Raw genomic sequence first — 20,607 nt, forward strand, 5'->3', positions numbered from 1 at the left:
AGTCGTGGGTCTTGTCGGAGCGTACGACGACGAACGGCTGGCGAGTGCGGCCGTCCGGGCGCTCGTCGCCGAAGCCGAGTTGGCGCCGAGGGCCGGAGCGGTCCGGGAGGACGTCACCGCGGTGCGGTGGGCGGCGCGGGCGCTGAAGCCCGGTTTCGCCGCGATGGCGGCCGCCGCCCGCAGGAACGCGGGGCCCACGCGGGCGTTGCGCGAGGAGCTCGGCTTCATCGGCCGCGCGACGGAGCGGTCGATGCTGCGGGCCACGGGAGGGGTGAACACGCACCGGGGCTGCATCTGGTCCATGGGCCTGCTGGTGGCCGCGACGGCACTCAAGGCCGGGGCGTCCCCGCAGCCCGGGTCGCCGCTCCAACACGGTGCGTCCATACACGGTGCGTCCATACACGGTGCACCCATACTCGGTGCATCCATAGGTGAGTTGACGGACACGGCCAAGGCCCTGGCCGCCCTGCGGGACCGCTCGGCGCCGCGCCTTCCCTCGCCGGGTTCGACGGTCTCCGCGCGGTACGGGGCGGCGGGGGCGCGGGGTGAGGCGCGGGCCGGATTCCCGCACGTGCGGCGGGCGTTGGCGGCGCTGCGGGCGGGTACGGGGCGGCCCGATGTCCTGCTCTCCACCATGAGCACGCTTCAGGACACCGGAATCCTGTACGCGGCGGGACCACGCGGCCTCCGGGCGGTCCAGGCAGGCGCCCGCGAGATCCTCGACGCGGGCGGCACCACGACCCCCGAAGGCGCCGCCGCGCTCGTGTCGTTCGACGCCGGGCTGCGCGGCGGGGATCTGCGCCCGCGGGGAAGTGCCGCGCTGCTGGCCTGCGGCATCTTCCTCGACGACGTGGCATCGACGTGGCCCGCCAAGACGCGGCCCACAGAAGCGAGTTCGGGCCGTGGTGACGGTCGCGCCACCCTCACCTCCGGTACATGACCCGGCGCAGCACCACCTCCACCGGCCCCCGCCGCCCGGCCCGCTCCATCGCGTACGCCCCGGCGACCGTCACCAGCCACACCCCCAGCGCGAAGAGCGCCATGGTCGCGCTCGTCAGATGCTCGCCGAGGCCGAGGCCCCAGGCGGCGAGGATCGGGGCGAAGATCAGGGAGTGGGCGAGGTAGCTGGAGAGGGAGCGCTTGCCGACGGCGGAGACGGCGGTCACGGCCGTGGCTCCCCGGCGGCCTGGGCGCCGCGTCCACCAGTGGACGAACAGCGCCACGGCCGCCACGTACCCGAGACCGGCCGCGTTCCCCGTGGCGTCCCGCAGCAGGGTCAGCACCCCGCTCTCGCTCTGCGCGTCGTCCGGGACGGTGATCGCGCCGACGTGGGCCAGCGCGGCGGGCAGCGCGCCCAGCCATCCCACCGCGATGCCGATCACGGCGGTCCACCGCAGCAGGGGCAGGTGGCGCCCCGGCTCTTCCAGCACGCCCTTGCGCGCCGCCCAGAAGCCGAGCAGGAAGACGACGTACGCGCCGCCCACCAGCGACAGCGGGGCCGCCGCGTAGGTGACGAACAGGCCGGTCATGAAGCGGGTCCCCGCCGCCGCCGGCCAGCTCCCCTCGCCCGCGGCGTACGCCTCCGCCCCCGGTGCCGCGCCCACTTCGCCCATCGAGCCCAACTCGCCCGCCAGCGCGGCCGATACGACGGGCTCGGCGGCGAGCAGCACGAACTGGGCGGTGGCGATCCAGATCCACCACTTCAGCGCGCGGTCGCCGCGCCGCAGGAAGAGCCAGCCGAGGACGAGGCTGATGAGTCCGTAGTAGCCGACGATGTCCCCGGCCATCAGGAGGGTGGAGTGCAGCAGCCCGATGACGAGCAGGCAGAGACTGCGCCGGCGCAGCAGCCGCACGGCGTCGCGCTCCGGGGTCCCCGCGGCCGTCTGCCGCAGGAACAGCTGCATCATCCCGTACCCGAAGAGGAACGCGAAGAGCGGGTAGATGCGCAGGTCGAGCGTGGTGATCATGGCGAACTGCACGGCATGGTCGACCCACCCGCCGTCCACGGGCTGCCACCCCGATGCCCCGCGCCGGGCCGCCGTCAGATGGAACGCGGTGTTGGACAGCACGATGAACAACAGCATGAGCCCACGCGCGAGATCGGGCGCGAGGGCCCGCTCGCCGGGGAGCACGCCCGCGCGGCGGGGCGCGGTCTTCGTGGTCCTGGGTATGGCCTCGTCAGTGCTCTCAACCGTCATGCCTGAACGCTAGGAAGCCACCCACGGACGGACATCCGCCATCGGTCTAGCGAGAAGGCGGCATCGGTCTAGCGAGAAGGCGCCTTCGGTCTAGCGAGAAGGGCCGAAGGGATGGGGCCCGGGCCGACCTCAGCCGGTGGCCGACTTCAGCCGGTGGGCGACAGCTCGCCCAGGGGCAGGGGCGCCCTCTCGTACGGCGCCCCCAGGCCCCACGCCTGGTGCATCGCGTCCGCGAACGCCGCCGCCAGCTTGTGCTCGCCGCTCTCGTTCGGGTGCGTCCCGTCGTACGTGTCCAGGTCGATGTCGTACGACGTCGGCGTCGAGGCCAGGATCAGCGGGGACGCGCCCGTGTCCAGGTCCGCCACCGCCTTCGCGAGCAGCGTGTTGAAGCGCGCGACCTCCGCCGCGAACGGGGCGTCGGTCCTGGCCCGGACGTTCGGGATCACGGGGAGCAGGACCAGGCGGATGTGGGGGTTCGCCGAGCGCGCCTCGGCCACGAAGCGGCGCGCGTTCTCCGCGGTCTGTTCCGCGTTCGTGTAGAAGCCCAGGTCGATCAGGCCGAGCGAGATCAGCAGGACGTCGGGGGAGTCCTGCCGCACCGCGTCCGCCATCCGCGGCGCCATGTGCAGCCAGCCCTCGCCCCAGCCCGCGAAGTGGTGGCGCGGGAAGTCCGGGTCGCTGCCGGCGTAGGCGTACGAGACCGGCTCGCCGGAGACCTTGTCGTGCAGCGCCGTGCGCGGGCCGACCACGGCGAAGTCCGTGTCACCGAGCGAGGCCAGCAGGTGCTGCCACATGCGGTAGCGCCAGGTGTGTTCACCCGCGCTGCCGATCGTCATCGAGTCACCGACGAACATGAACCTGAGCATCCGCTCATCATCCCGGATCAAGGACCCGGCCTGCGATGTGAGGCTGAACACCCGCCGGACGTCCGCCCTCCGGCGCCGGGGTGGCAGGCTTGGCCCATGCGTTCACTGCGTTCTTCGATGGGTGCCCTGAGTGTCGTCGGTGCCGGAGCCCTGCTCGTCCTCGCCGGCGCCACCGGCCCCGCCGCCGCCGACGACGGCCACGACGGGTTCACCATCAAGGACCCCCGCATCATCGAGTCCAGCGGCCTCGCCGCGTCCCGCGCCCACCCCGGCGTCTACTGGACGCACAACGACCAGGACAAGAACGGCGCGCTGCTCTACGCCGTGGACGGCAAGACCGGCGAGACCGTCGCCACGATCACCATGACCGGGGTGGGCAAGCCCCGCGACGTCGAGGCCGTCTCGGTCGGCGCCGACGGCAACATCTATGTCGGCGACATCGGCGACAACCTCGGCGGCACCTGGTCCCACGTGTGGATCTACAAGCTGCCCGAGCCGAAGAAGCTGGGCGACCGGACCGTCCGCGCCACCCAGTACACGGTGAAGTACGCGGACGGGGCGCGCGACGCCGAAGCGCTGATGGTGCACCCCAAGACCGGCCGGATCTACATCGCCGACAAGAAGGAGGAGGGCGGCAGCCTCTACGAAGGGCCCGCGCAGATGTCCGCCTCCGGCGTCAACGTCTTCAAGCGGCTCGGCGACACCGACCTCTGGACCACGGACGGCGCCTTCTCGCCCGACGGCAAGCAGCTCGCGCTGCGCGGCTACCTCGGCGGAGTCTCGTACACCTGGAAGGGCGAGGGGAAGAAGCCCGAGCGCCAGGGGCGGCTGAGCGTGCCGCTCCAGCGGCAGGGCGAGTCCGTGACGTACACCCTGGACGGGACGACCCTCATGTACGGCAGCGAGGGCGAGCAGAGCCAGGTCGAACCCGTCGAGGCGGAGGGGGCGGGCGGCGACAACGCGGGGTCCGGCGGCGGGAGTTCCGGCGACGCGGGTGACGGCGGGGGCTCCGGGATCGACGGCGACCTCAAGGTGGGGGCGCTGACCATCGCCGTCGTGCTCGCCGCCTTCTTCGGGCTGAGGCGGCTGTTCCGGCGGAGGTAGCCGGGGACCGGGGGCGCTGGTAGCCGGGGATCGGCAGCGCTGGTAGCCAGGGTCCGGCGGCGCTGGTAGCCGGGTCCGGCGGCGCTACTCGCCCAGGACCGGCACCTCGTAGTGCAGCGTCCTGTCCCGCTTCACCTTGTGCGCGAGGGGGACGAACACCCCGTGCAGGAACGGGTGTTTGCGCCGCATGCGCTTGGGCTTCCAGGCCGAACGGGCGAGCGCGGCGCTCGCCCCGGGTTCCGCGGGGCTCGCAGGAGTCGGCGTCATGCCTCCATCAAGGCACTGACCACCCGGTTTCTGTCATGCCTTCCGTGCGCTGCTTCCCGCCGCCTCGCGCCCGGCCACCAGAACGTCCAGGCCGTCGAGCACGCGCTGCAGTCCGAACTCGAAATGGTCGAACTGCGAGCCGAACGCGTCGGAGGAGAGGCCCGCGAGATGGGGGTAGCGGCCGCTCTTCATGATCCGTTCGAGGGTCGGGGACTGCGCCTCCCAGAACGCCTCGTCCGTCAGGCCGCTCTTCTTCACGGCCTCCATCTCGTGCACCTGGGTGCGGGCGACCCCGGTGACGTACCCCTCGACCATGACGATCACGCCGATCAGCTCGGGGTCGGTCAGGCCCATCGACTTGATGCCGGACAGGGTCCGTTCGAGCCCGCCGACCGAGCCGGGGCCGAGCACCGGGCGGGCCTGGTTGACCTGGAGCAGCCAGGGGTGTTCGCGGTAGAGGACGAGCGTCTCGCGGGCGTACGCCTCGACGGCCTCGCGCCAGGTGCCGGGCGGGGGCTCGGCGTCGCCGGACGGGGTGTACACGCGGTCCAGCATCAGGTCGAGCAGTTCGCCCTTGCCGGGGACGTACCGGTACAGGGACATCGTGCCGGTGCCGAGCTCCGTGGACAGGCGGCGCATCGAGACCGCCGTGAGCCCTTCGGTGTCCGCCAGGCGCACGGCCTCGGTGATGATCCGGTCCAGGGTGAGTCCGGGTTTGGGGCCCCGCGTGGGGCGCTCGCCCTCGCCCCAGAGCAGTTCCAGGCTGCGGGAGATGTCGCTGCCGGTGCGCTGGGTGTCGCCGCCGTTCGTGCTCGTCATGGCGCTCAGCCTAATCGCCGGACCGTTAATTGGGTACACCGTACCCAAGGAACTGAGTACGGTGTACTCTCTATTGGGTACGGCGTACTCAGAGCAAGATCTGGAGGGGCAGTGAGCGAGAACGATTACGCGGTGCGGGCCGATGGGCTCGACAAGCGATACGGGGAGAAGCGGGCCCTGGACGCCTTCGACCTGCACGTCGAGCGCGGCACGGTGCACGGCCTGCTCGGCCCGAACGGCGCGGGCAAGACCACCGCCGTACGCATCCTCTCGACGCTGGTGCGCCTCGACGGCGGCCGGGCCGAGGTCGCGGGCGCCGACGTGGTGCGTCAGCCCCATGTCGTCCGCGGCCGCATCGGCCTCACCGGCCAGTACGCGGCCGTCGACGAGGTCCTCACCGGGCGGCAGAACCTGGAGATGTTCGGCCGCCTCTTCCACCTGGGCGGCAAGCGGGCCGCGCGGCGCGCCCAGGAACTCCTGGAGCAGTTCGACCTGGTGGACGCGGCGGGCAAGGGCGCGGGCCAGTACAGCGGTGGCATGCGGCGCAGGCTCGACCTCGCCGCGTCGATGATCCTCGCGCCCGCCGTCCTCTTCCTGGACGAGCCGACCACCGGGCTCGACCCGCGCGGGCGCCTCGAAGTCTGGGACACCGTACGGAAGCTGGTCGCGGAGGGCACGACCGTCCTGCTCACCACCCAGTATCTGGAGGAGGCCGACAAGCTGGCTTCCCGGATCACCGTCATCGACCAGGGGCGCGCCATCGCCGACGACACCCCCGACGGCCTGAAGAACACGGTGGGCGGCAGCTACCTGGAGGTCGTGGTGCGCGAGGCCGCCGATCTGCCGGCGGCCATGAAGGCCGTCGCCCGGGTCGCGCAGGGCGTGCCCGAGGCCGTCGACCTGGAGCGGCGCGTCCAGGCGGCGGTGACCGACCGCGTGGGCGCGCTGACGGACGTGGCCCGCACCCTTCAGGACCAGGGGGTCGCGGTGGAGGACATCGGACTGCGCAGGCCGAGCCTGGACGACGTGTTCCTGCGGCTCACGGGGCATCGGACGGAGTGCGAGGAGGGCGTCACCGCCCCCGCAGACGTATCCGGGATCGACACCAGGACGGGAGCCGCGGCATGAGCGCCGTACTGAACTCGCAGAACTCGCAGAAGTCGGGGGACTCGCAGAACTCGGGGAACTCGGGGAACTCGGGAATCTCGGGAATCTCGGGGGACTCGGAGAAGCTGTCGGTCGCGTTGACCGCCGACACCTCGCACGGACGCTTCTACTGGGCGCTCGCCGACACCTGGAACGTCACCCGCCGCTACCTCACCCAGTTCCAGCGCCAGCCCGTCAACATCGCCTGGCAGCTGGGCTTCCCGATCATCTCCGTGCTCCTGTACGGCTTCGTCTTCGGCGAGGCGATGAAGGTGCCGGGCGGCGGCGATGACGGCGACTACAAGCAGTTCCTGATGCCCGGCATGTTCGTGATGACCATGGCCTTCGGCTTCATGAACACCGCGATGGCGGTCGTCACGGACTCCACCAAGGGCGTCATCGACCGCTTCCGCTCGATGCCGATGGCGCCTTCGGCGGTGGCTGCCGGGCGCGGCCTGGCCGACCTGATCGTGGCGTGCGCCGAGCTGACGATCCTCGCGCTCACCGCGCTGGCGATCGGCTGGCGCTCCAGCGAGGGCCTTCCGGAGACGCTTGCCGCCTTCGGGCTGCTGCTGTTGCTGCGGTTCAGCCTGATCTGGGTCGGGGTGTTCCTGGGCCTGGTGGTGCCCACTCCCGAGGCGGCGGGCGGCCTCTACGCGGTCGCCTTCCCGCTCACCATGATCTCCAGCGTCTTCGTCGCGCCGTCCCTGATGCCGGACTGGCTCGCACCGATCGCCGCCTGGAACCCGGTGTCCTCCACGGGCACGGCGGCGCGCGAACTGTTCGGCAACCCCGGTGCGGGCGGCGCGAGCTGGGTCGAGCAGAACGCGGTGCTGATGGCGGTGGTGTGGCCCCTGGCGATCTCGCTGCTGTTCCTGCCGCTGGCGGTACGGAAGTTCAAGCAGCTGAGCAGGTGAGGTGCTGAGCTTCGTCTACGCAGTGGGGGGGGGGGGGGGGGGGGGGGGGGGGGCCCCCCCCCCCCCCCCCCCCCCCCGGGGGGGGGGCCGCCCCCCCCCGCGACCAGCCCATGACGGCAGTTCGTCGCGCGGCAGCCCCGTAGGCGCTAAAGCAGCTCCCGCAGGCGCTCAGCCAGCAAATCCCAGCGCCACTTCTCCTCCACCCACTCCCGGCCCCGCTCCCCCATGCGCCGGCGCAACTCCCCGTCACCGAGCAGGGTGACGATCCGATCCGCCGCCGCCTCCGGCGAGCCGCCCCGGACGACCCACCCCGTCTCACCGTCCAGCACCGCGTCCGGCGCCCCGCCGGAGTCACCGGCGACCACGGGGAGCCCCGTCGCCGAAGCCTCCAGGTACACGATCCCGAGGCCCTCGACATCAAGGCCGCCCCGCCGGGTACGGCAAGGCATCGCGAAGACGTCGCCCGCGCCGTAGTGCGCGGGAAGTTCCTCCCAGGGCACCGCCCCGGTGAACCGCACGGAGTCCGAGACGCCCGTCTCGGCGGCCAGCTTCCGCAGCTCCTTCTCGTAGGGGCCGCCCCCGACGATCAGGAGAACCGCTTCGGGCTCCCGCGCCAGAATCCTCGGCATGGCCAGGATCAGCGTGTCCTGCCCCTTGCGCGGCACGAGCCGCGAGACGCACACCACGACCGGGCGGTCCGTCAGGCCGAGACGGGCCCGCACGGCGTCGCCGCCCGAACCGGGGTGGAACGTCTTCTCGTCGACGCCCGGCGGCAGTTGGACCATCCGCCCGGCCGCCGCGGGCGTCACCGCGGCGGCGATGCGCGAGCGCGTGTACTCACCCAGATAGGTGATCGTGTCCGTCGACTCGCCGATCCGGCGCAGCAGTTGGCGTGAGGCGGGCAGCTGCGCCCACCCCGCCTCGTGCCCGTGCGTCGTGGCGACGAGGCGCCGCGCGCCCGCCTTCCGCAGCGCGGGCGCCATGAGCCCCAGCGGCGCCGCGGCCCCGAACCACACCGACTCGCAGTCGTGTTCCCGCAGGAGCGAGACCGCGCGCCGCGTGACGCGCGGGGTCGGGAGCAGCATCGTCGTGGGGTCGCGTACGACCTTGAAGGGCTGCTCGGCGTCGAAGGCGGCCGTCGCGTCGGCGCCCTCGCGCCCCCGCTTCCACGTGGAGGCGTAGACGACGAGCTGTTCGGGGTCCAGGCGCAGCGCCATGTTGTGCAGGAACGCCTGGATGCCACCGGGCCTGGGCGGGAAGTCGTTCGTGACGATCAGGGTCTTGTGCATCGTCGCCGACAGTACCGAAAGCCCGGCAGAGCGTGGAACGGCCTCGCCTCCCGGACGGCCCCGCCTCATGGCCCCTGCACGGCCGCGCCCGGCATCATGGCTCACCGAACCACAATGAAGTATCCGAAAAGGGGCGTGGTGCGCGTGGCGCGGATCCTGACCGTCTGGGTCCTGACCAGGACCGTGCTGCTGCTCTGCGTCCTCAAGGTGCTCACCGCCCCTGGCCCGGACGTGACCAGCGACGTCTCCGTCATCTACCAGGGCTGGTACGAGGTGCTGCGCACCGGCACCTTCCCCCTCGACGACGTCACCTGGCAGTACCCGCCCGCCGCCGCCCTCGCGGTCCTCTCCCCCGCCCTGCTGCCCTTCCTCGGCTACACCACTGCGTTCTTCGTGCTCGCCCTCCTCGCCGACGCGCTCGTCTGCGGACTGCTCCTGTACGCGGGCGGGCGGCCCGGCAAGTCCCCGCGGGGAGCCTGGACGTGGGTCGTGGGCGTGGCGCTGCTCGGGCCCACCGTCTACGCCCGCTACGACGTGATGGTCACGGCCGTCGCGGTCGCCGCGCTGTTCGCCGGGGCGCGGCACCCCCGCCTGATGGGGGCGCTCGCGGGGTTCGGCGCGCTGCTCAAGGTGTGGCCCGCGCTGCTGCTCATCGGCATGCCACGCGCGCGTGCCACCCGCAGTTCGTGGGGCGCGGCGGTCGCCACCGCCCTCGGCCTGACCCTCGCCTTCCTGGTGACGATGCCCGGCGCGCTGGCCTTCCTGACCTTCCAGCGCGACCGCGGCACCGAGGTCGAGTCGCTCGGCGCGCTCGTCTTCCACGTCGCGCGCCACCTCGGCTGGCAGGGCGAGGTGCAGCTCAACTACGGCTCGGTGGAGTTCCTCGGCCCGTACGTCCCGCTGGTCAGCACGGTGGCGCAAGGGCTGTCCGTGGCGGCCTTCTGCTGGCTCCTCGTGTGGCGGCTGCGCGCGCGTGCCTGGTCGGCGAGCACGGTCGCGGACGCGGCCTTCGTGGCCGTGCTGCTGTTCACGGCGACGAGCCGGGTGATCAGCCCGCAGTACCTCCTGTGGCTGGTCGGGGTCGCCGCCGTGTGCATGGCGTTTCGCGCGAGCCGCATGGCGCTGCCCGCGCGCCTGGTGCTCGCGGCCACGTTCGTCACGTTCCTGGAGTTCCCCATCTGGTTCTCGCACGTGGTGGCGAGCGATCCGCTGGGCATCGCCCTGCTCTTCGTACGCAACGGACTGCTCGTCGCGGCGGCGCTGATCGGCTGCCGGAACCTGTGGCGGCAGACGGTGTCCGAACCCCGGGCCCGCGAGCGCGCGTCGGCGTCCGACGAGGTCAGCCGAGCTCCGCGCGCAGATACGTACGCCACCGCGCCGTGAACTCCTCCGGGGTGATGTCCAGGACGTCGCTCAGCGCGTCCTCCACGGCACCGGGCCTCTTCTTGTGCGCGCCGACCGCTTCGTAGAAGCCCGTCAGCTCCGCATCGCCCCACTGCTCCGCGATCATCCGGCAGGCCAGCCACGACCCTTCGTACGCCTGGGCCAGCTTCCCCGCGTCCCCGCTGAAGCCGAAGGCGTCGTCCTCCGGGAGCGCGCCGGGCAGCTGCTCCTGCTGGACGGCGCGGCGCAGTTCGGGGGCGGCCTGGGCGGCGGTGCGGCCCGTGCCGCGGTAGCCCACCCAGTCGGCGAAGCCTTCGGAGAGCCACAAGGGGGTGGCCGGTGAGGTGTGCGCGCGGGTGGCCACGTGGGTCGTCTCGTGGGTGAGGACGACCTGCTTGCCGAAGTCGCCGAGCACGCCGTACGCCTCGGGGTTGAGGATGACCCGGTCGGCGGGCGCCTTCCCGGAGCCGCCCGCCTCCCCCGTCGTCACCGCCGCGATCCCCTGGTACCCGGAAGCGGGCGCACCGAGCAGCCCGGCCATGCCGTCCAGGGACTTGGGCACCAGGACGACGACCCGCTGCGGCCACTTCCCCGGCCAGGCGCCGCTCACCAGGGGCACCGCGCGGTCGGCGAGGTCCGCGTACCCGCGCAGCGTCTCCTCGTCCCGCTCGCCCCGCCCGATGCCCAGCACAAGGCTGTGTGCGCCCCGTACGGACGTGACGGGCCCCTGGTCCCAGAGTTGCTGCGTGGCCTTCTTCGCGGGGCGCTCAGAGGCGACGTACCACCGTCCGTCGCGCTCCCGCAGCGTGAGCGCGCGCGAGGTGGTGAGCGGCTCGCTGTCGTAGCCCTTGATGCGGTACCGCAGGTCCGCGGTGGCCGTGGCCCGCGAGCCGTCGCGCTCGAACGCCGTCAGGCGGTACTGCCAGGAATCGAGCGGTACCTCGCGGAGGTTGTCGTAGACCTCGGCGGCCTCTGCGCCGCGGCCCGTCGCGCGGTAGGCCTTCGCGTCCCGGTCGAGCACCGCGTCCGCGCGCCGGTCGAGCAGCCTGCGCACGTCCCCGGGCGCGGCATCGGGCGCCGAGGGACCGCCGCACCCGACGAGCAGGGCGAGACAGATTCCAAGGACCCACGACCCACGCCCGCGACCAGCCACGTTTCAGATCGTACGGGCAGCGGGCCGCGGGCCGCCGGTCAGATCCGCGTCACCGACGACACCGGCATCATGCCGACCGGGTCGTAGCGCACGGGCGCCCCGGGGTAGGGCGCGTGCACGACCTGGCCGTTGCCCATGTACATCCCGATGTGGCTCGCGTCGTCCCGGTAGGCCACGAGGTCACCGGGCTGCGCCTGGCCCAGCGGCACCTGCTGCCCCGCGTACCGCTGGGCCTGCGAGGTGCGCGGCAGCCCGACGCCCGCCTGCGCGTACGACCACTGCGTGAGGCCCGAACAGTCGAAACCGGAAGGGCCGTTGGCGCCCCACACGTAGGGCTTGCCGACGGCCGAGCGTGCCGCGGCGATGGCGGCGGCGGCCCGCGAGGAGGACGGCGCGGCGCCCCCGAGGTCCGGCATCTCGTCGCGTCCCGAGCGCGATGCCCTGTCGTACGCCTCCCGGTCCTGCGAGGGCAGGGAGTTGAGCAGCTTGCGCGCCTTGGCGAGCTTGTGCTCGACGCTGCGCTTGTGGCGGGCCACGGCGGTGCGGCTCTTCTCCAGCTCGGAGAGCTTGTGCCCGGCCTCGGTGCGCTCCTGGGCGAGGCTGCGCTGGGCCTGCTGAAGATCGGTCAGTTCACCGGCCTGCCGGGCGCTGATGCGGTCGAGCGCCGCCGCCTTGTCGAGATAGCCGTCCGGGTCGGAGGAGAGCACGAGGGCGAGGGAGGGGTCGATGCCGCCCGAGCGGTACTGCGCCCCGGCGAGCGAACCGAGCGCGCCGCGCATGGTGTTGATGCGCTCCTGGCCGCGGGCGACGCTGTCCTTGGCCCGCTCGACCTGCTCGCGCAGTGTGTCCGCGCGCTCGTCGGCCTTGTTGTAGGCCTCGGTGGCCTTCTCCGCCTGCGCGAAGAGGCGGTCCACCTTGGCCTTGGTGGTGGCCGGGGTGTCCTGCGGCGCGGCGCCCGCCGGTGTGGCGGCGAGGGCGGCCGCGGCGGTGGCCGCGGCGGCTGACAGGACGGTGACGCGCGTGCTCCGGTCCAGACCGGACAGCGCGGGACGACGATGGGACCCCACGGGAAGCCGCTCTCCCTCCGCTGACGAACCCCCGGACGTTGGACGAACCGGGGGAAGTCCCCCCGATCCGTCGGGGGAATGCGCGCGACAGTAGCCGTGGGATCACGTCACGGCCAAAGACCTGGCCGTGTACACAACGTGACGCCCCGCCGGAGACGCAGGTCACCGACGGGGCGCGGGGTCAGCTGGAGTTGTCGGAATTCGCCCGTTTGGGCGGTACGCCGGTCGTTTCAGATGCGGACACCCGAGGGTGAACCGCAGCCGATGAACCTCAGATGCGGACGCCGAACTGGAAGGAGCCGATGGTCGACATCGACTCGTAGCGCACCACGGCACCCGGCTTCGGGGCGTGCAGCACCTGGCCGTTGCCGGCGTAGAGCCCGACGTGCGCGAGGCTGTTGAAGAACACCAGGTCGCCGGGCTTCAGCTCGCCGCGGCCGATCTTCGGGCCGTCGTTCTGCTGGGTGTAGGTGGTCCGGGTGATCTGGACACCGGCCTGGTTGTACGCCCACTGCGTGAGGCCGGAGCAGTCGTAGGAGTTGGGGCCGCTGCCGCCGGAGACGTAGGGCTTGCCGATCTGCGTCGCGGCGGCGCTCAGGGCGGCCTGGCCGCGCTGCGATGCCGGGGCCTCCTTGCCGAGGTCCACGCGGTCGCCGGCGTCGCGGCTCGCGCGGGTCTCCTTGGCGGCGAGGTCCGCCTTCTCCTTGGCGGTGAGGGTGTTGAGCAGCTTCTGGGCGGCGCCGAGCTTGCTCTGGACTTCCTTCTTCTTCTTGCCCAGTTCCTTGCGCGTGTCGGCGAGGTCCTTGAGCTTGTCGGACGCCTCCTTGCGCTCCTGCGCGAGGGTCCGCTGCTTCTCCTGGACCTTCTTGAGCGCCTCGACCTGCTGACCGCTCAACTGGTCCATGGTGGACGCCTTGTCGAGGTAGTCGTCCGGGTCGGCCGACAGGAAGAGCTGGACGGAAGGGTCGAGGCCGCCGGAGCGGTACTGCGCGCTGGCCATCGAACCGAGGCCGCCGCGCAGGTCGTTGAGGTCCTCCTGGCCGCGCGCGACCTTGTCCTGAAGCTCGCCGATCTCCTTCTCGAGCTTCTCCTGCTTCTCCTTGGCGCCGTTGTACCGGTCGGTGGCCCGGCCCGCGTCCTCGTAGAGCTTGTCGACCTTGGACTTGACCTCGTCCTTGCTCGGCTTCTCGCTCGGCGTCGCGTTGGCCGCCTGGGAGGTGAGTGCGACGGCAGCGGCGGCGGTCGCGGTGAGCACGGTCACGCGCGCGCGGCTCGGCTGCTTGGGTCGACGGTGGGACGCCACGAAGGCGGCTCCTTCTTCCTCCAGCCGCCTACCGAGACACGGTCGGCGGGTACCACCGCTGCCACCCCGGATGGGTGATCAACCGAGCGGAGGTTCGAGGCGAGACCCTAGTGACCTTCTTGTGATCAGTTCAAATCCTGAAGGACAAAAAGTGGGGTGCGGGGCGCATATTTTACCGACGACACACAGGCGGTGATGATGAACTGACGCTACGTCGCGCAGCCGAGGCCTCAATTCGGGCATAGGGCGCAGGAGTTACTTGCATGCCCTTAGGTGCGTGAAACCGGCGTGCGCCGGAGTGCGGGAACGGCGCGCGTCAGCCGCGCGAGAGCCGCTTCAGGAGGACGACCGAAGCGACAGGGCGCGCCCCCGCCTTCGCGATCCCGTCGGCCACCTCGCGGTCGGTCGACACGACGACCACGGGGCGCCCGGGAGGCTCGGCGCGCACCAGCTGGCGGATCAGTTCGTCCGCCGTGACGCCCGGTTTGGAGAACAGCACCCGCACCCCGCGCGGCGGCGCGAGCAGCACGGGCGCGGCGAGTTCGGCCCCGTCGAAGACACAGGTCATCTCGGCACCGGTCTGCGCGGCGAGCTGCGAGAGCGAGCCGAGCAGCCGCAGCCGCTGCTTCTCCAGGGGCATGGTCGGATAGCCGGTCTTGGTGACGTTGTAGCCGTCCACGACCATGTGCGCCTGCGGCAGCGCGAGCAGCTGGTCGAGGATCGCCGGGTCGTTCTCGGAGAGCGCGCGGGCGGCGATGTCCTTCGGGGTCATGCGCCCCGGCTCGACGGCGTCCACGGTCTCGGCGGGCCGCACGGAGACGGGCGGCAGGGCCAGCTCGCGGCGCAGCCCCTGGGCGGACTCCAGGACCGTGTCGAGCAGCAGCCGCACCCGCATGTCCTCGACGCTGCGGCCCTCGCGCGCGGCCCTGCGGCTGGCCTCCAGGGCCGCCTCGGTCTCGCTGAGCCGCGCCTTGAGCCGCCGTGACTCGCTCTCGGCGGCGGACAGCTGCGCCTGGCCCTCGGCCCGTGCGGCGTCGGACTCGGCGGCGGCCTTGCGCAGGGCCGCCTCGCCGCGCTTGACGTCGCTGAGGGCGCCGCGCAGCTTGCGATGCATCGATTCGGCTTCCTTCTTCGCCGACTCGAGTTCCGTGCGCAGCCGTTCGGTCTCGGCCTTCGTCTGGCCGCGGGCCGCCGAGAGTTCCTCGCGCAGCCGTTCGAGCTCGGCCCGCGTCTCGTCGTCGACGCGCTCGGCGTCCGCCCGCAGGGCCTCCTCGCCCGCGGCGGTCACCAGCTTCACCCAGCCGGTGGGACGCAGCACATAGGCCGCGGCCGCCACATCGAGGGGGTCCGCGGCCGGGGGTGGTGAGCCCGCGTCCAGGGCGCCGGTGAGTTCGGGCTGCGCCTCTCTGAGGCGTTCGCCGATGCGCTGCCTGAAGAGCGGGTCGCCCTCCAGGGCGGTCGCCATCGCGTTGCCCGCGAACTTCGTGCGCCGGGTCGGCGTGAAGCGGGCGTACTGCCGCAGTTGTGCGGGCAGTTCGCTGACCGTGAGCCCGCCGAAGCCGTCCGAGACGATCTGGACGACCCGCCGGCGCACTCCGTCGGGCAGCGGACGGTCGAGCACCTCAGCGGTGCCGTCGTCCGGCTCCCCGCTTGCGCTCTCCACCATCCGTCACCCCACTAGCTGTGCGGGGCCCGCTCCCTCAGGAGCCGGCGCCCGGCCTGTCCACGAGTTCCACCTGGTCCACCGCGTTGCACCAACGGCAGCGCACCGACTCGATGGTCTCACTGACCACCTCGCGTTCCTCGACGTTCGACTCACCGGCCAGGTCGAGGTGCACATATTCGACGACCTTGGACGAGCGGGTCACGTCGAAACGCGTCAGGTTGCCGCACAGCGCGCAGCGCCACCGGGTGGTGTCGGTCGGCAGGGGAACCGTCATCGTGGCTGTTTCGCTTTCCCTCGGAATTCCATGGTGCGTGGTGCCCGTAACCCTAAGGCCTGTAAGGGTCTCCATGCGGCGGCCTCCCACGCGGCGGGGCGCTCTGTACGGTTTGCTGCCCTTACGTCATGCTCTGTTCATGATCAAGACGTGGGGTACGACGGCGAACCGGATGATCAGGGGTCAGTCGGCCCCGGTGACCTACGGCCTGATCGCCGCCTGCTGTCTGGTCTTCGTGATCTCGCCGGTGTCCGGGTTCAACCCCACGTACGGCACGGGCGACGAGCTGCTCGCCGCCCAGCAGGCCTACTTCGAGCGCTGGGGCGTGGTCCCGACGGAGCTGTTCAGCGGGGCGCTGCGGCCCCTGCTCGCCCCGGCCACGGCGCTCTTCGTGCACGGCAGCTGGCTGCACCTCCTGGGCAACATGCTCTTCCTGTACGTCTTCGGGGCGATGGCCGAGGAGCGGATGGGGCACCTCCAGTTCGCGCTCTTCTACCTCGGCTGCGGCTATCTCGCCCTGTTCGCCTACGCGGTCGCGCACGCGGGCTCCGACCAGACCCTGGTGGGCGCGTCGGGGGCGATCTCCGCGGTGCTCGGCGCCTTCCTCCGTCTCTTCCCGAAGGCGCGGGTCACCAGTCTCTTCCCGTTCCTCTTCTTCCTGCCGCTGCGATTCCCGGCGTGGGTGGTGCTGCCGTTCTGGGTGACGCTGCAGTGGCTTGCGGCCTGGCAGGGCGGGCAGGGGCCGGGAGTGGCGTATCTGGCCCACCTGGTGGGCTTCTCCCTGGGCTTTCTGTACGCATGGGGGCGCTACAGGAGGACGGCTAGAGTGAAGAAACCAGCACCGGTTACCGAGGGAGACAGTCAGCCGTGATCACCGCGATCGTGCTCATCAAGACCAGCGTGGACCGGATCCCGGAGATCGCCGAGTCGATCGCCGCACTCGACTGCGTCAGCGAGGTCTTCTCCGTGACCGGCACGTACGACCTGATCGCCATGGTGCGCGTGGGGCGCCACGACGACCTGGCCGACGTCATCCCCGGCAAGATCAGCAAGATCCCGGGCGTGGAGGCGACGGACACGCACGTCGCGTTCCGCACGTACTCGCAGCACGACCTGGAGGCGGCGTTCGCGATCGGCCTCGACTCCTAGGCCCCTGCGCGCGGAGACACGGGGAAACGTGGGAAGCGCAGGGATGCCGGATGAGCGTTTCTTCATCTGCGGCTCATGCTGCTGACGCCCCGCGCCCCGCACGCTCACCGTCATGGTCTTCTCCCACCGCATGGCCGCCCTGGCCGCCGTCGTGGCGATCCCCCTCGGCATCGCCGCGACCAGCTACGCCCTGACCGACGACCCCGAACCCCCCAAGGTGCCGCCCAAGGTGGAGCTGGACAGCGGCTCGCCCTCCGCCAAGCCCTCCTCGCCCCGGCCGACGCCGAGCGACGAGACGGTGTCGCCCCCTCCGGTCAGCGAGAACCCCTCCGGTGATGACAACGACGACGACCGGAACGAAGAGAGCGGCACAGGCGGCGCCGGGGGCGACGACAACGACGACGACGGCCCCGGTGACGACGGCTGAGTCAGCGCGCCGCTGGGTCTCCGCCCGCGTCCGCATCCTGCTCTGGCTGCTCTTCGTGATGGCCGTCGCGCTCACCGCGGTGGTGGCCACCACCCGCTCGGTGCTGCTGCGCGACGTGGACCACCGCATCGACCGGCTCCTGGCGCAGGAGACCGGCGAGTTCACCAACCTCGTACGCGAAGGGGTCGATCCGCGCACGGGCGAGAGGTTCACCGACCCCGACCCGCTGCTCCGCCTTTTCCTGGAGCGGCAGTACGCCGACCCCGACGAGGAACTCCTCGGCCTCGTCGAACGCCCCGGCAGGGCCCCCGCCAAGAAGGAGCAGTCCCGCGAGCAGCGCATCGACCACCCGCTGGCCAAGGACGCCGCCGCGCTGACCGCCGTCTTCGACTCCCCCGACGCCACCGGCACCCTGCACCGCGCCCAGGGCGAGGTCCGCTGGGCGAAGGTGGAGATCGACTCGGGCGCGGGCCGGCCCCCGGCGGCGTTCGTCGTCGCCTTCCACCCGGCGGGCGAACAGGCCAAGGCGGGCGACGTGTTCACGATGCTCGTCGCCATCTCCGGGGTCGCGCTCCTGATGACGACCGGTATCGGCTGGGCGGTCGCGGGCCGCATCCTCAAGCCCGTACGCCTGGTGCGCACGACCGCCGCGCAGCTCACCGAACAGGACCTGACCCAGCGCATCCCCGTGCAGGGAAGGGACGACATCGCGGCGCTCGCCGAGACGTTCAACGGCATGCTCGACCGTCTGGAGCGCGCGTTCGCCGCGCAGCGCGAGTTCGTCGACGACGCCGGGCACGAGCTGCGCACGCCCATCACCATCGTGCGCGGCCATCTGGAGCTGATGGGCGACGACCCGGGCGAACGCGAGGAGACGGTCCGGATCGTGATGGAGGAGCTCGACCGGATGAGCCGCATCGTCGAGGACCTCCTCCTGCTGGCCAAGGCCGAGCGCCCCGACTTCGTCACCCCGGAGCCGGTGCAGCTCGCCGAGCTGACCGCGGACGTCTTCGTCAAGGCGCGGGCGCTGGGCGACCGCGACTGGAAGCTGGCCGAAGTGGCCGACGGCGAGAGCGCCCTCGACCCGCAGCGCATCACCCAGGCGATGGTGCAGCTCGCCCAGAACGCCGTCCAGCACACCGTCCCCGGCCAGCGCATCGGCATCGGCTCGCGCAGTGCGGCGGGGCGGATCGAGTTGTACGTCGCCGACAGCGGGCCCGGCGTCCAGGAGCGGGACGCCGCGGTGATCTTCGAGCGGTTCCGGCGCGGCACCGCACGCCGCGGCGCACGCGCCACGGGCGCCGGACTCGGTCTTGCCATCGTGCGCGCCATCGCCGAAGGGCACGGCGGGCAGGTCGAACTGCGGCCCACGGAAGGCGGCGGCGCCACCTTCGTACTCGTCTTGCGAGAACAGGAACCAGGACTGCCATGAACCGGATTCTCATCGTCGAGGACGAGGAGCGCATCGCCTCCTTCGTCGAGAAGGGCCTGCGCGCCAACGGCTTCACCACCAGCGTCGTCGGCGACGGCGACGCTGCCTACGACTACGCCCTGACCGGCGGCTTCGACCTGGTCGTCCTGGACATCGGCCTACCCGGCAAGGACGGCTTCACGGTCCTGCGGCAGCTGCGCGAGGCCCGCGTGTCCACCCCGGTCATCGTGCTGACCGCACGCGACTCGGTCCGGGACACGGTGGCGGGCCTGGAGGGCGGCGCCGACGACTGGATGACCAAGCCGTTCCGCTTCGAGGAGCTGCTGGCACGGGTGCGCCTGCGGCTGCGTACGGCGGCGGGGGCACCGGAGGTGACGGTCCTTCGCGGCGGAGACCTGACGCTGGACCTGCGCACGCGCAGGGCGCGTTCGGGCGAGCGCACGGTCGATCTGACGGCACGTGAGTTCGTGCTGCTCGAACTCTTCCTGCGCCATCCGGGCCAGGTGCTCTCGCGGGAGCAGATCCTGTCGCACGTGTGGGGCTACGACTTCGACCCCGGGTCCAACATCGTGGACGTGTACGTACGGGCGCTGCGCAAGAAGCTGGGCGCGGAGCGGGTTCAGACGGTGCGCGGGATGGGATACCGGCTGCCCGGGTGACGTCGGGGCCCGCGGGTGAACTTTCCTTCATCCGCGGCTCATTGAGGGCTCACGGCCGGGCCCGAGGCTCAGTGCGTGACCCTGAACCCCCGCCAAGCCATCACCCTGTGCGTCGCGCTGAGCCTGTGCGCGCTGCTCGTGGTGCCCGGCAACTTCCCCGGCCTGAGCGGCGACGCGCGGCTCACCCTGGCGGTGTTCGCCCTGGCGACCTGTGCGTGGATCGGTACGCCGATCGACGACACGTACATCGCGCTCGGCGCCGGGCTCGCGCTCACCGCGACCGGGGTGATCAGCAGCGACACGCTCTTCGGCACCCTCGGTGACGAGACGGTCTGGCTGCTGATCTGCGCCTTCGTGCTCGCTGCGGCAGTGGCCCGCAGCGGTCTCGCGGGCCGGGCCGCCGCCTTCCTCGTCAGCGGGGCGCGCAGCGTGCGGCAGTTGACGCACCTGACGACGGCCGCCCTGATCGTGACGGCCTTCGCGGTGCCCGCCACGTCGGGCCGCGCCGCGCTCGCGCTGCCCGTCTTCCTCGCCCTCGCCAAGGTCCTGGCCGACCGCAGGCGCCTGGTCGTGATGCTCGCGCTGCTGTTCCCCACCGTGATCCTGCTCTCCGCGGTCGCGACCCTGATCGGCGCGGGCGCGCACCTGATCACCGTCTCCGTGCTGTGGGAGGCCACCGGGGAGCGGATCGGCTTCACGCAGTGGATGCTGCTCGGCCTGCCGCTCGCCATCGCCTCGTCCCATCTGGCGGCGGAGGCCGTCCTGTTGACGACGACACGCAAGGCGGACCGCCAGGGCCCCGTCCACATCACCGTCGAGCAGCTCCAGGAGCACAGCGAGCAGCCGGTCACCGGGGCCTGGGAGGCCGGCGAGACCCGCTGCGCCCTCCTGCTCGCCACGGTCGTCGCGCTCTGGTGCAGCGAGCCGCTGCACCAAGTGCCGCCCGCCGTCGTCGCGTTGATCGGCGCGGTCGTCGCCTCGTCCCCCGCCCTGGGCACCGTACGCCTGAAGGACGCGCTCAAGACGGTGCCCTGGGCGCTGCTGCTCTTCATGGCGGCGACCATGGCGATGGGGGTCGCGCTCGCCGAGTCGGGGGCGGCGAAGTGGCTGGTGGGCGGGGTGCCCCTCGATGTGCCGCCCTGGCTCTTCCTGACCGTCGTCGTCGCGGTCAGCACGGCCGCACACCTGATGCTCCAGTCCCGCTCGGCCCGCTCGTCCGTCCTGGTCCCGCTGGTCGTCGCGGCGGCCGTCGGAGCAGGCGTCAACCCGGTCGCGGCCGCCCTCGCCTCGACGGCGGCGGCCGGCTTCTGCCACACCCTGCCCGCGTCCGCGAAGCCCGTCACACTCTTCGCCGACATCCCGGACACCCCCACCTACACCCCGCGCGACCTGCTGCGCCTCTCCGCGGTCCTGGCACCGCTGACCGCCGCGCTCGTCCTGCTCTTCGCCGTCGCGCTCTGGCCGCTGCTCGGCGTACCCGTCCGCTGA

21 protein-coding genes are annotated in these 20,607 nt (G+C 71.9%); 11 read left to right on the forward strand and 10 right to left on the reverse strand.

Annotated elements, in window-relative coordinates; translation table 11 throughout:
• The first annotated feature begins 4 nt into the window (after positions 1 to 4).
• Positions 5 to 940, forward strand: a complete 936-nt coding sequence (locus ACIGXX_RS10775; RefSeq protein WP_399974661.1) for a triphosphoribosyl-dephospho-CoA synthase — start codon at positions 5 to 7, stop codon at positions 938 to 940.
• Here ACIGXX_RS10775 and ACIGXX_RS10780 read toward each other — a convergent pair.
• Positions 924 to 2,198, reverse strand: coding sequence for a DUF418 domain-containing protein (locus ACIGXX_RS10780; protein WP_366462509.1), 1,275 nt, complete (start codon positions 2,196 to 2,198; stop codon positions 924 to 926). The two genes, ACIGXX_RS10775 and ACIGXX_RS10780, sit on opposite strands and share 17 nt — an antisense overlap.
• Before the next feature lie 146 nt (positions 2,199 to 2,344).
• Positions 2,345 to 3,064, reverse strand: a complete 720-nt coding sequence (locus tag ACIGXX_RS10785; RefSeq protein WP_399974665.1) for an SGNH/GDSL hydrolase family protein — start codon at positions 3,062 to 3,064, stop codon at positions 2,345 to 2,347.
• A gap of 96 nt (positions 3,065 to 3,160) precedes the next feature.
• Here ACIGXX_RS10785 and ACIGXX_RS10790 point away from each other — a divergent pair, with 96 nt between their 5' ends.
• Positions 3,161 to 4,168 (forward strand): WD40 repeat domain-containing protein, encoded by a 1,008-nt coding sequence (locus tag ACIGXX_RS10790; protein ID WP_399974668.1) that lies wholly within the window; start codon positions 3,161 to 3,163, stop codon positions 4,166 to 4,168.
• A gap of 84 nt (positions 4,169 to 4,252) precedes the next feature.
• Here the strand turns inward: ACIGXX_RS10790 and ACIGXX_RS10795 are convergent, their stop codons facing one another.
• Together ACIGXX_RS10795 and ACIGXX_RS10800 are read right to left on the reverse strand one after the other, a co-directional pair.
• Positions 4,253 to 4,435: a hypothetical protein gene (locus tag ACIGXX_RS10795; RefSeq protein WP_399974671.1), complete on the reverse strand. Its 183-nt coding sequence runs from the start codon at positions 4,433 to 4,435 to the stop codon at positions 4,253 to 4,255.
• Between the two features lie 33 nt (positions 4,436 to 4,468).
• Positions 4,469 to 5,254, reverse strand: a complete 786-nt coding sequence (locus tag ACIGXX_RS10800; protein ID WP_366462511.1) for a TetR/AcrR family transcriptional regulator — start codon at positions 5,252 to 5,254, stop codon at positions 4,469 to 4,471.
• Between the two features lie 111 nt (positions 5,255 to 5,365).
• Between ACIGXX_RS10800 and ACIGXX_RS10805 the strand changes: the two genes are divergently transcribed.
• Positions 5,366 to 6,382, forward strand: coding sequence for an ATP-binding cassette domain-containing protein (locus ACIGXX_RS10805; RefSeq protein ID WP_351162612.1), 1,017 nt, complete (start codon positions 5,366 to 5,368; stop codon positions 6,380 to 6,382).
• The gene (locus tag ACIGXX_RS10810; RefSeq protein ID WP_399974676.1) at positions 6,379 to 7,317 is read left to right on the forward strand and encodes an ABC transporter permease; all 939 of its coding nucleotides are present in this window, start codon (positions 6,379 to 6,381) and stop codon (positions 7,315 to 7,317) included. The genes ACIGXX_RS10805 and ACIGXX_RS10810 overlap by 4 nt, the downstream gene beginning before the upstream one ends.
• Positions 7,318 to 7,463: 146 nt before the next feature.
• On the opposite strand, the gene ACIGXX_RS10815 is transcribed toward ACIGXX_RS10810, so the two are convergent.
• The gene (locus ACIGXX_RS10815; protein WP_351159423.1) at positions 7,464 to 8,606 is read right to left on the reverse strand and encodes a glycosyltransferase family 4 protein; all 1,143 of its coding nucleotides are present in this window, start codon (positions 8,604 to 8,606) and stop codon (positions 7,464 to 7,466) included.
• A gap of 114 nt (positions 8,607 to 8,720) precedes the next feature.
• On the opposite strand from ACIGXX_RS10815, the gene ACIGXX_RS10820 reads away from it, so the two are divergent.
• A complete protein-coding gene (locus tag ACIGXX_RS10820; protein ID WP_399974680.1) occupies positions 8,721 to 9,989 on the forward strand; it encodes a glycosyltransferase 87 family protein in 1,269 nt (422 codons plus the stop codon).
• On the opposite strand, the gene ACIGXX_RS10825 is transcribed toward ACIGXX_RS10820, so the two are convergent.
• The 5 genes from ACIGXX_RS10825 to ACIGXX_RS10845 form a co-directional block, all read right to left on the reverse strand.
• The gene (locus ACIGXX_RS10825; protein ID WP_399974683.1) at positions 9,946 to 11,142 is read right to left on the reverse strand and encodes a hypothetical protein; all 1,197 of its coding nucleotides are present in this window, start codon (positions 11,140 to 11,142) and stop codon (positions 9,946 to 9,948) included. The two genes, ACIGXX_RS10820 and ACIGXX_RS10825, sit on opposite strands and share 44 nt — an antisense overlap.
• A 38-nt stretch (positions 11,143 to 11,180) precedes the next feature.
• On the reverse strand, positions 11,181 to 12,209 hold the full coding sequence (locus ACIGXX_RS10830) for an NlpC/P60 family protein (protein WP_351159431.1): 1,029 nt from the start codon (positions 12,207 to 12,209) through the stop codon (positions 11,181 to 11,183).
• A gap of 271 nt (positions 12,210 to 12,480) precedes the next feature.
• A complete protein-coding gene (locus ACIGXX_RS10835) occupies positions 12,481 to 13,512 on the reverse strand; it encodes an NlpC/P60 family protein (protein ID WP_351159433.1) in 1,032 nt (343 codons plus the stop codon).
• A 316-nt stretch (positions 13,513 to 13,828) separates the two neighbouring features.
• Entirely contained in the window at positions 13,829 to 15,178 is a 1,350-nt protein-coding gene (locus ACIGXX_RS10840; protein ID WP_351159435.1) for an NYN domain-containing protein, read from the reverse strand.
• Positions 15,179 to 15,212: 34 nt separating this feature from the next.
• Positions 15,213 to 15,452 carry a hypothetical protein gene (locus ACIGXX_RS10845; protein ID WP_351159438.1) on the reverse strand — a complete coding sequence of 80 codons (240 nt, stop codon included), beginning with the start codon at positions 15,450 to 15,452 and terminating at the stop codon, positions 15,213 to 15,215.
• A 139-nt stretch (positions 15,453 to 15,591) separates the two neighbouring features.
• On the opposite strand from ACIGXX_RS10845, the gene ACIGXX_RS10850 reads away from it, so the two are divergent.
• The 6 genes from ACIGXX_RS10850 to ACIGXX_RS10875 all read left to right on the forward strand — a co-directional run bounded on the left by ACIGXX_RS10850 (position 15,592) and on the right by ACIGXX_RS10875 (position 20,607).
• A complete protein-coding gene (locus ACIGXX_RS10850; RefSeq protein ID WP_351159441.1) occupies positions 15,592 to 16,323 on the forward strand; it encodes a rhomboid family intramembrane serine protease in 732 nt (243 codons plus the stop codon).
• Positions 16,320 to 16,601 carry an Lrp/AsnC family transcriptional regulator gene (locus ACIGXX_RS10855; RefSeq protein ID WP_249590376.1) on the forward strand — a complete coding sequence of 94 codons (282 nt, stop codon included), beginning with the start codon at positions 16,320 to 16,322 and terminating at the stop codon, positions 16,599 to 16,601. The genes ACIGXX_RS10850 and ACIGXX_RS10855 overlap by 4 nt, the downstream gene beginning before the upstream one ends.
• Before the next feature lie 112 nt (positions 16,602 to 16,713).
• Positions 16,714 to 17,028 carry a small secreted hydrophilic protein gene (locus ACIGXX_RS10860; protein ID WP_351159445.1) on the forward strand — a complete coding sequence of 105 codons (315 nt, stop codon included), beginning with the start codon at positions 16,714 to 16,716 and terminating at the stop codon, positions 17,026 to 17,028.
• The gene (locus tag ACIGXX_RS10865; RefSeq protein ID WP_399974690.1) at positions 17,015 to 18,460 is read left to right on the forward strand and encodes an ATP-binding protein; all 1,446 of its coding nucleotides are present in this window, start codon (positions 17,015 to 17,017) and stop codon (positions 18,458 to 18,460) included. The genes ACIGXX_RS10860 and ACIGXX_RS10865 overlap by 14 nt, the downstream gene beginning before the upstream one ends.
• Positions 18,457 to 19,119 carry a response regulator transcription factor gene (locus ACIGXX_RS10870; protein WP_361470511.1) on the forward strand — a complete coding sequence of 221 codons (663 nt, stop codon included), beginning with the start codon at positions 18,457 to 18,459 and terminating at the stop codon, positions 19,117 to 19,119. Before ACIGXX_RS10865 ends, ACIGXX_RS10870 begins: the two co-directional genes overlap by 4 nt.
• A 75-nt stretch (positions 19,120 to 19,194) precedes the next feature.
• Positions 19,195 to 20,607: an SLC13 family permease gene (locus ACIGXX_RS10875; RefSeq protein ID WP_399974694.1), complete on the forward strand. Its 1,413-nt coding sequence runs from the start codon at positions 19,195 to 19,197 to the stop codon at positions 20,605 to 20,607.

It is taken from the genome of Streptomyces sp. NPDC055243 (assembly GCF_044544025.1).
Lineage (GTDB): Bacteria > Actinomycetota > Actinomycetes > Streptomycetales > Streptomycetaceae > Streptomyces.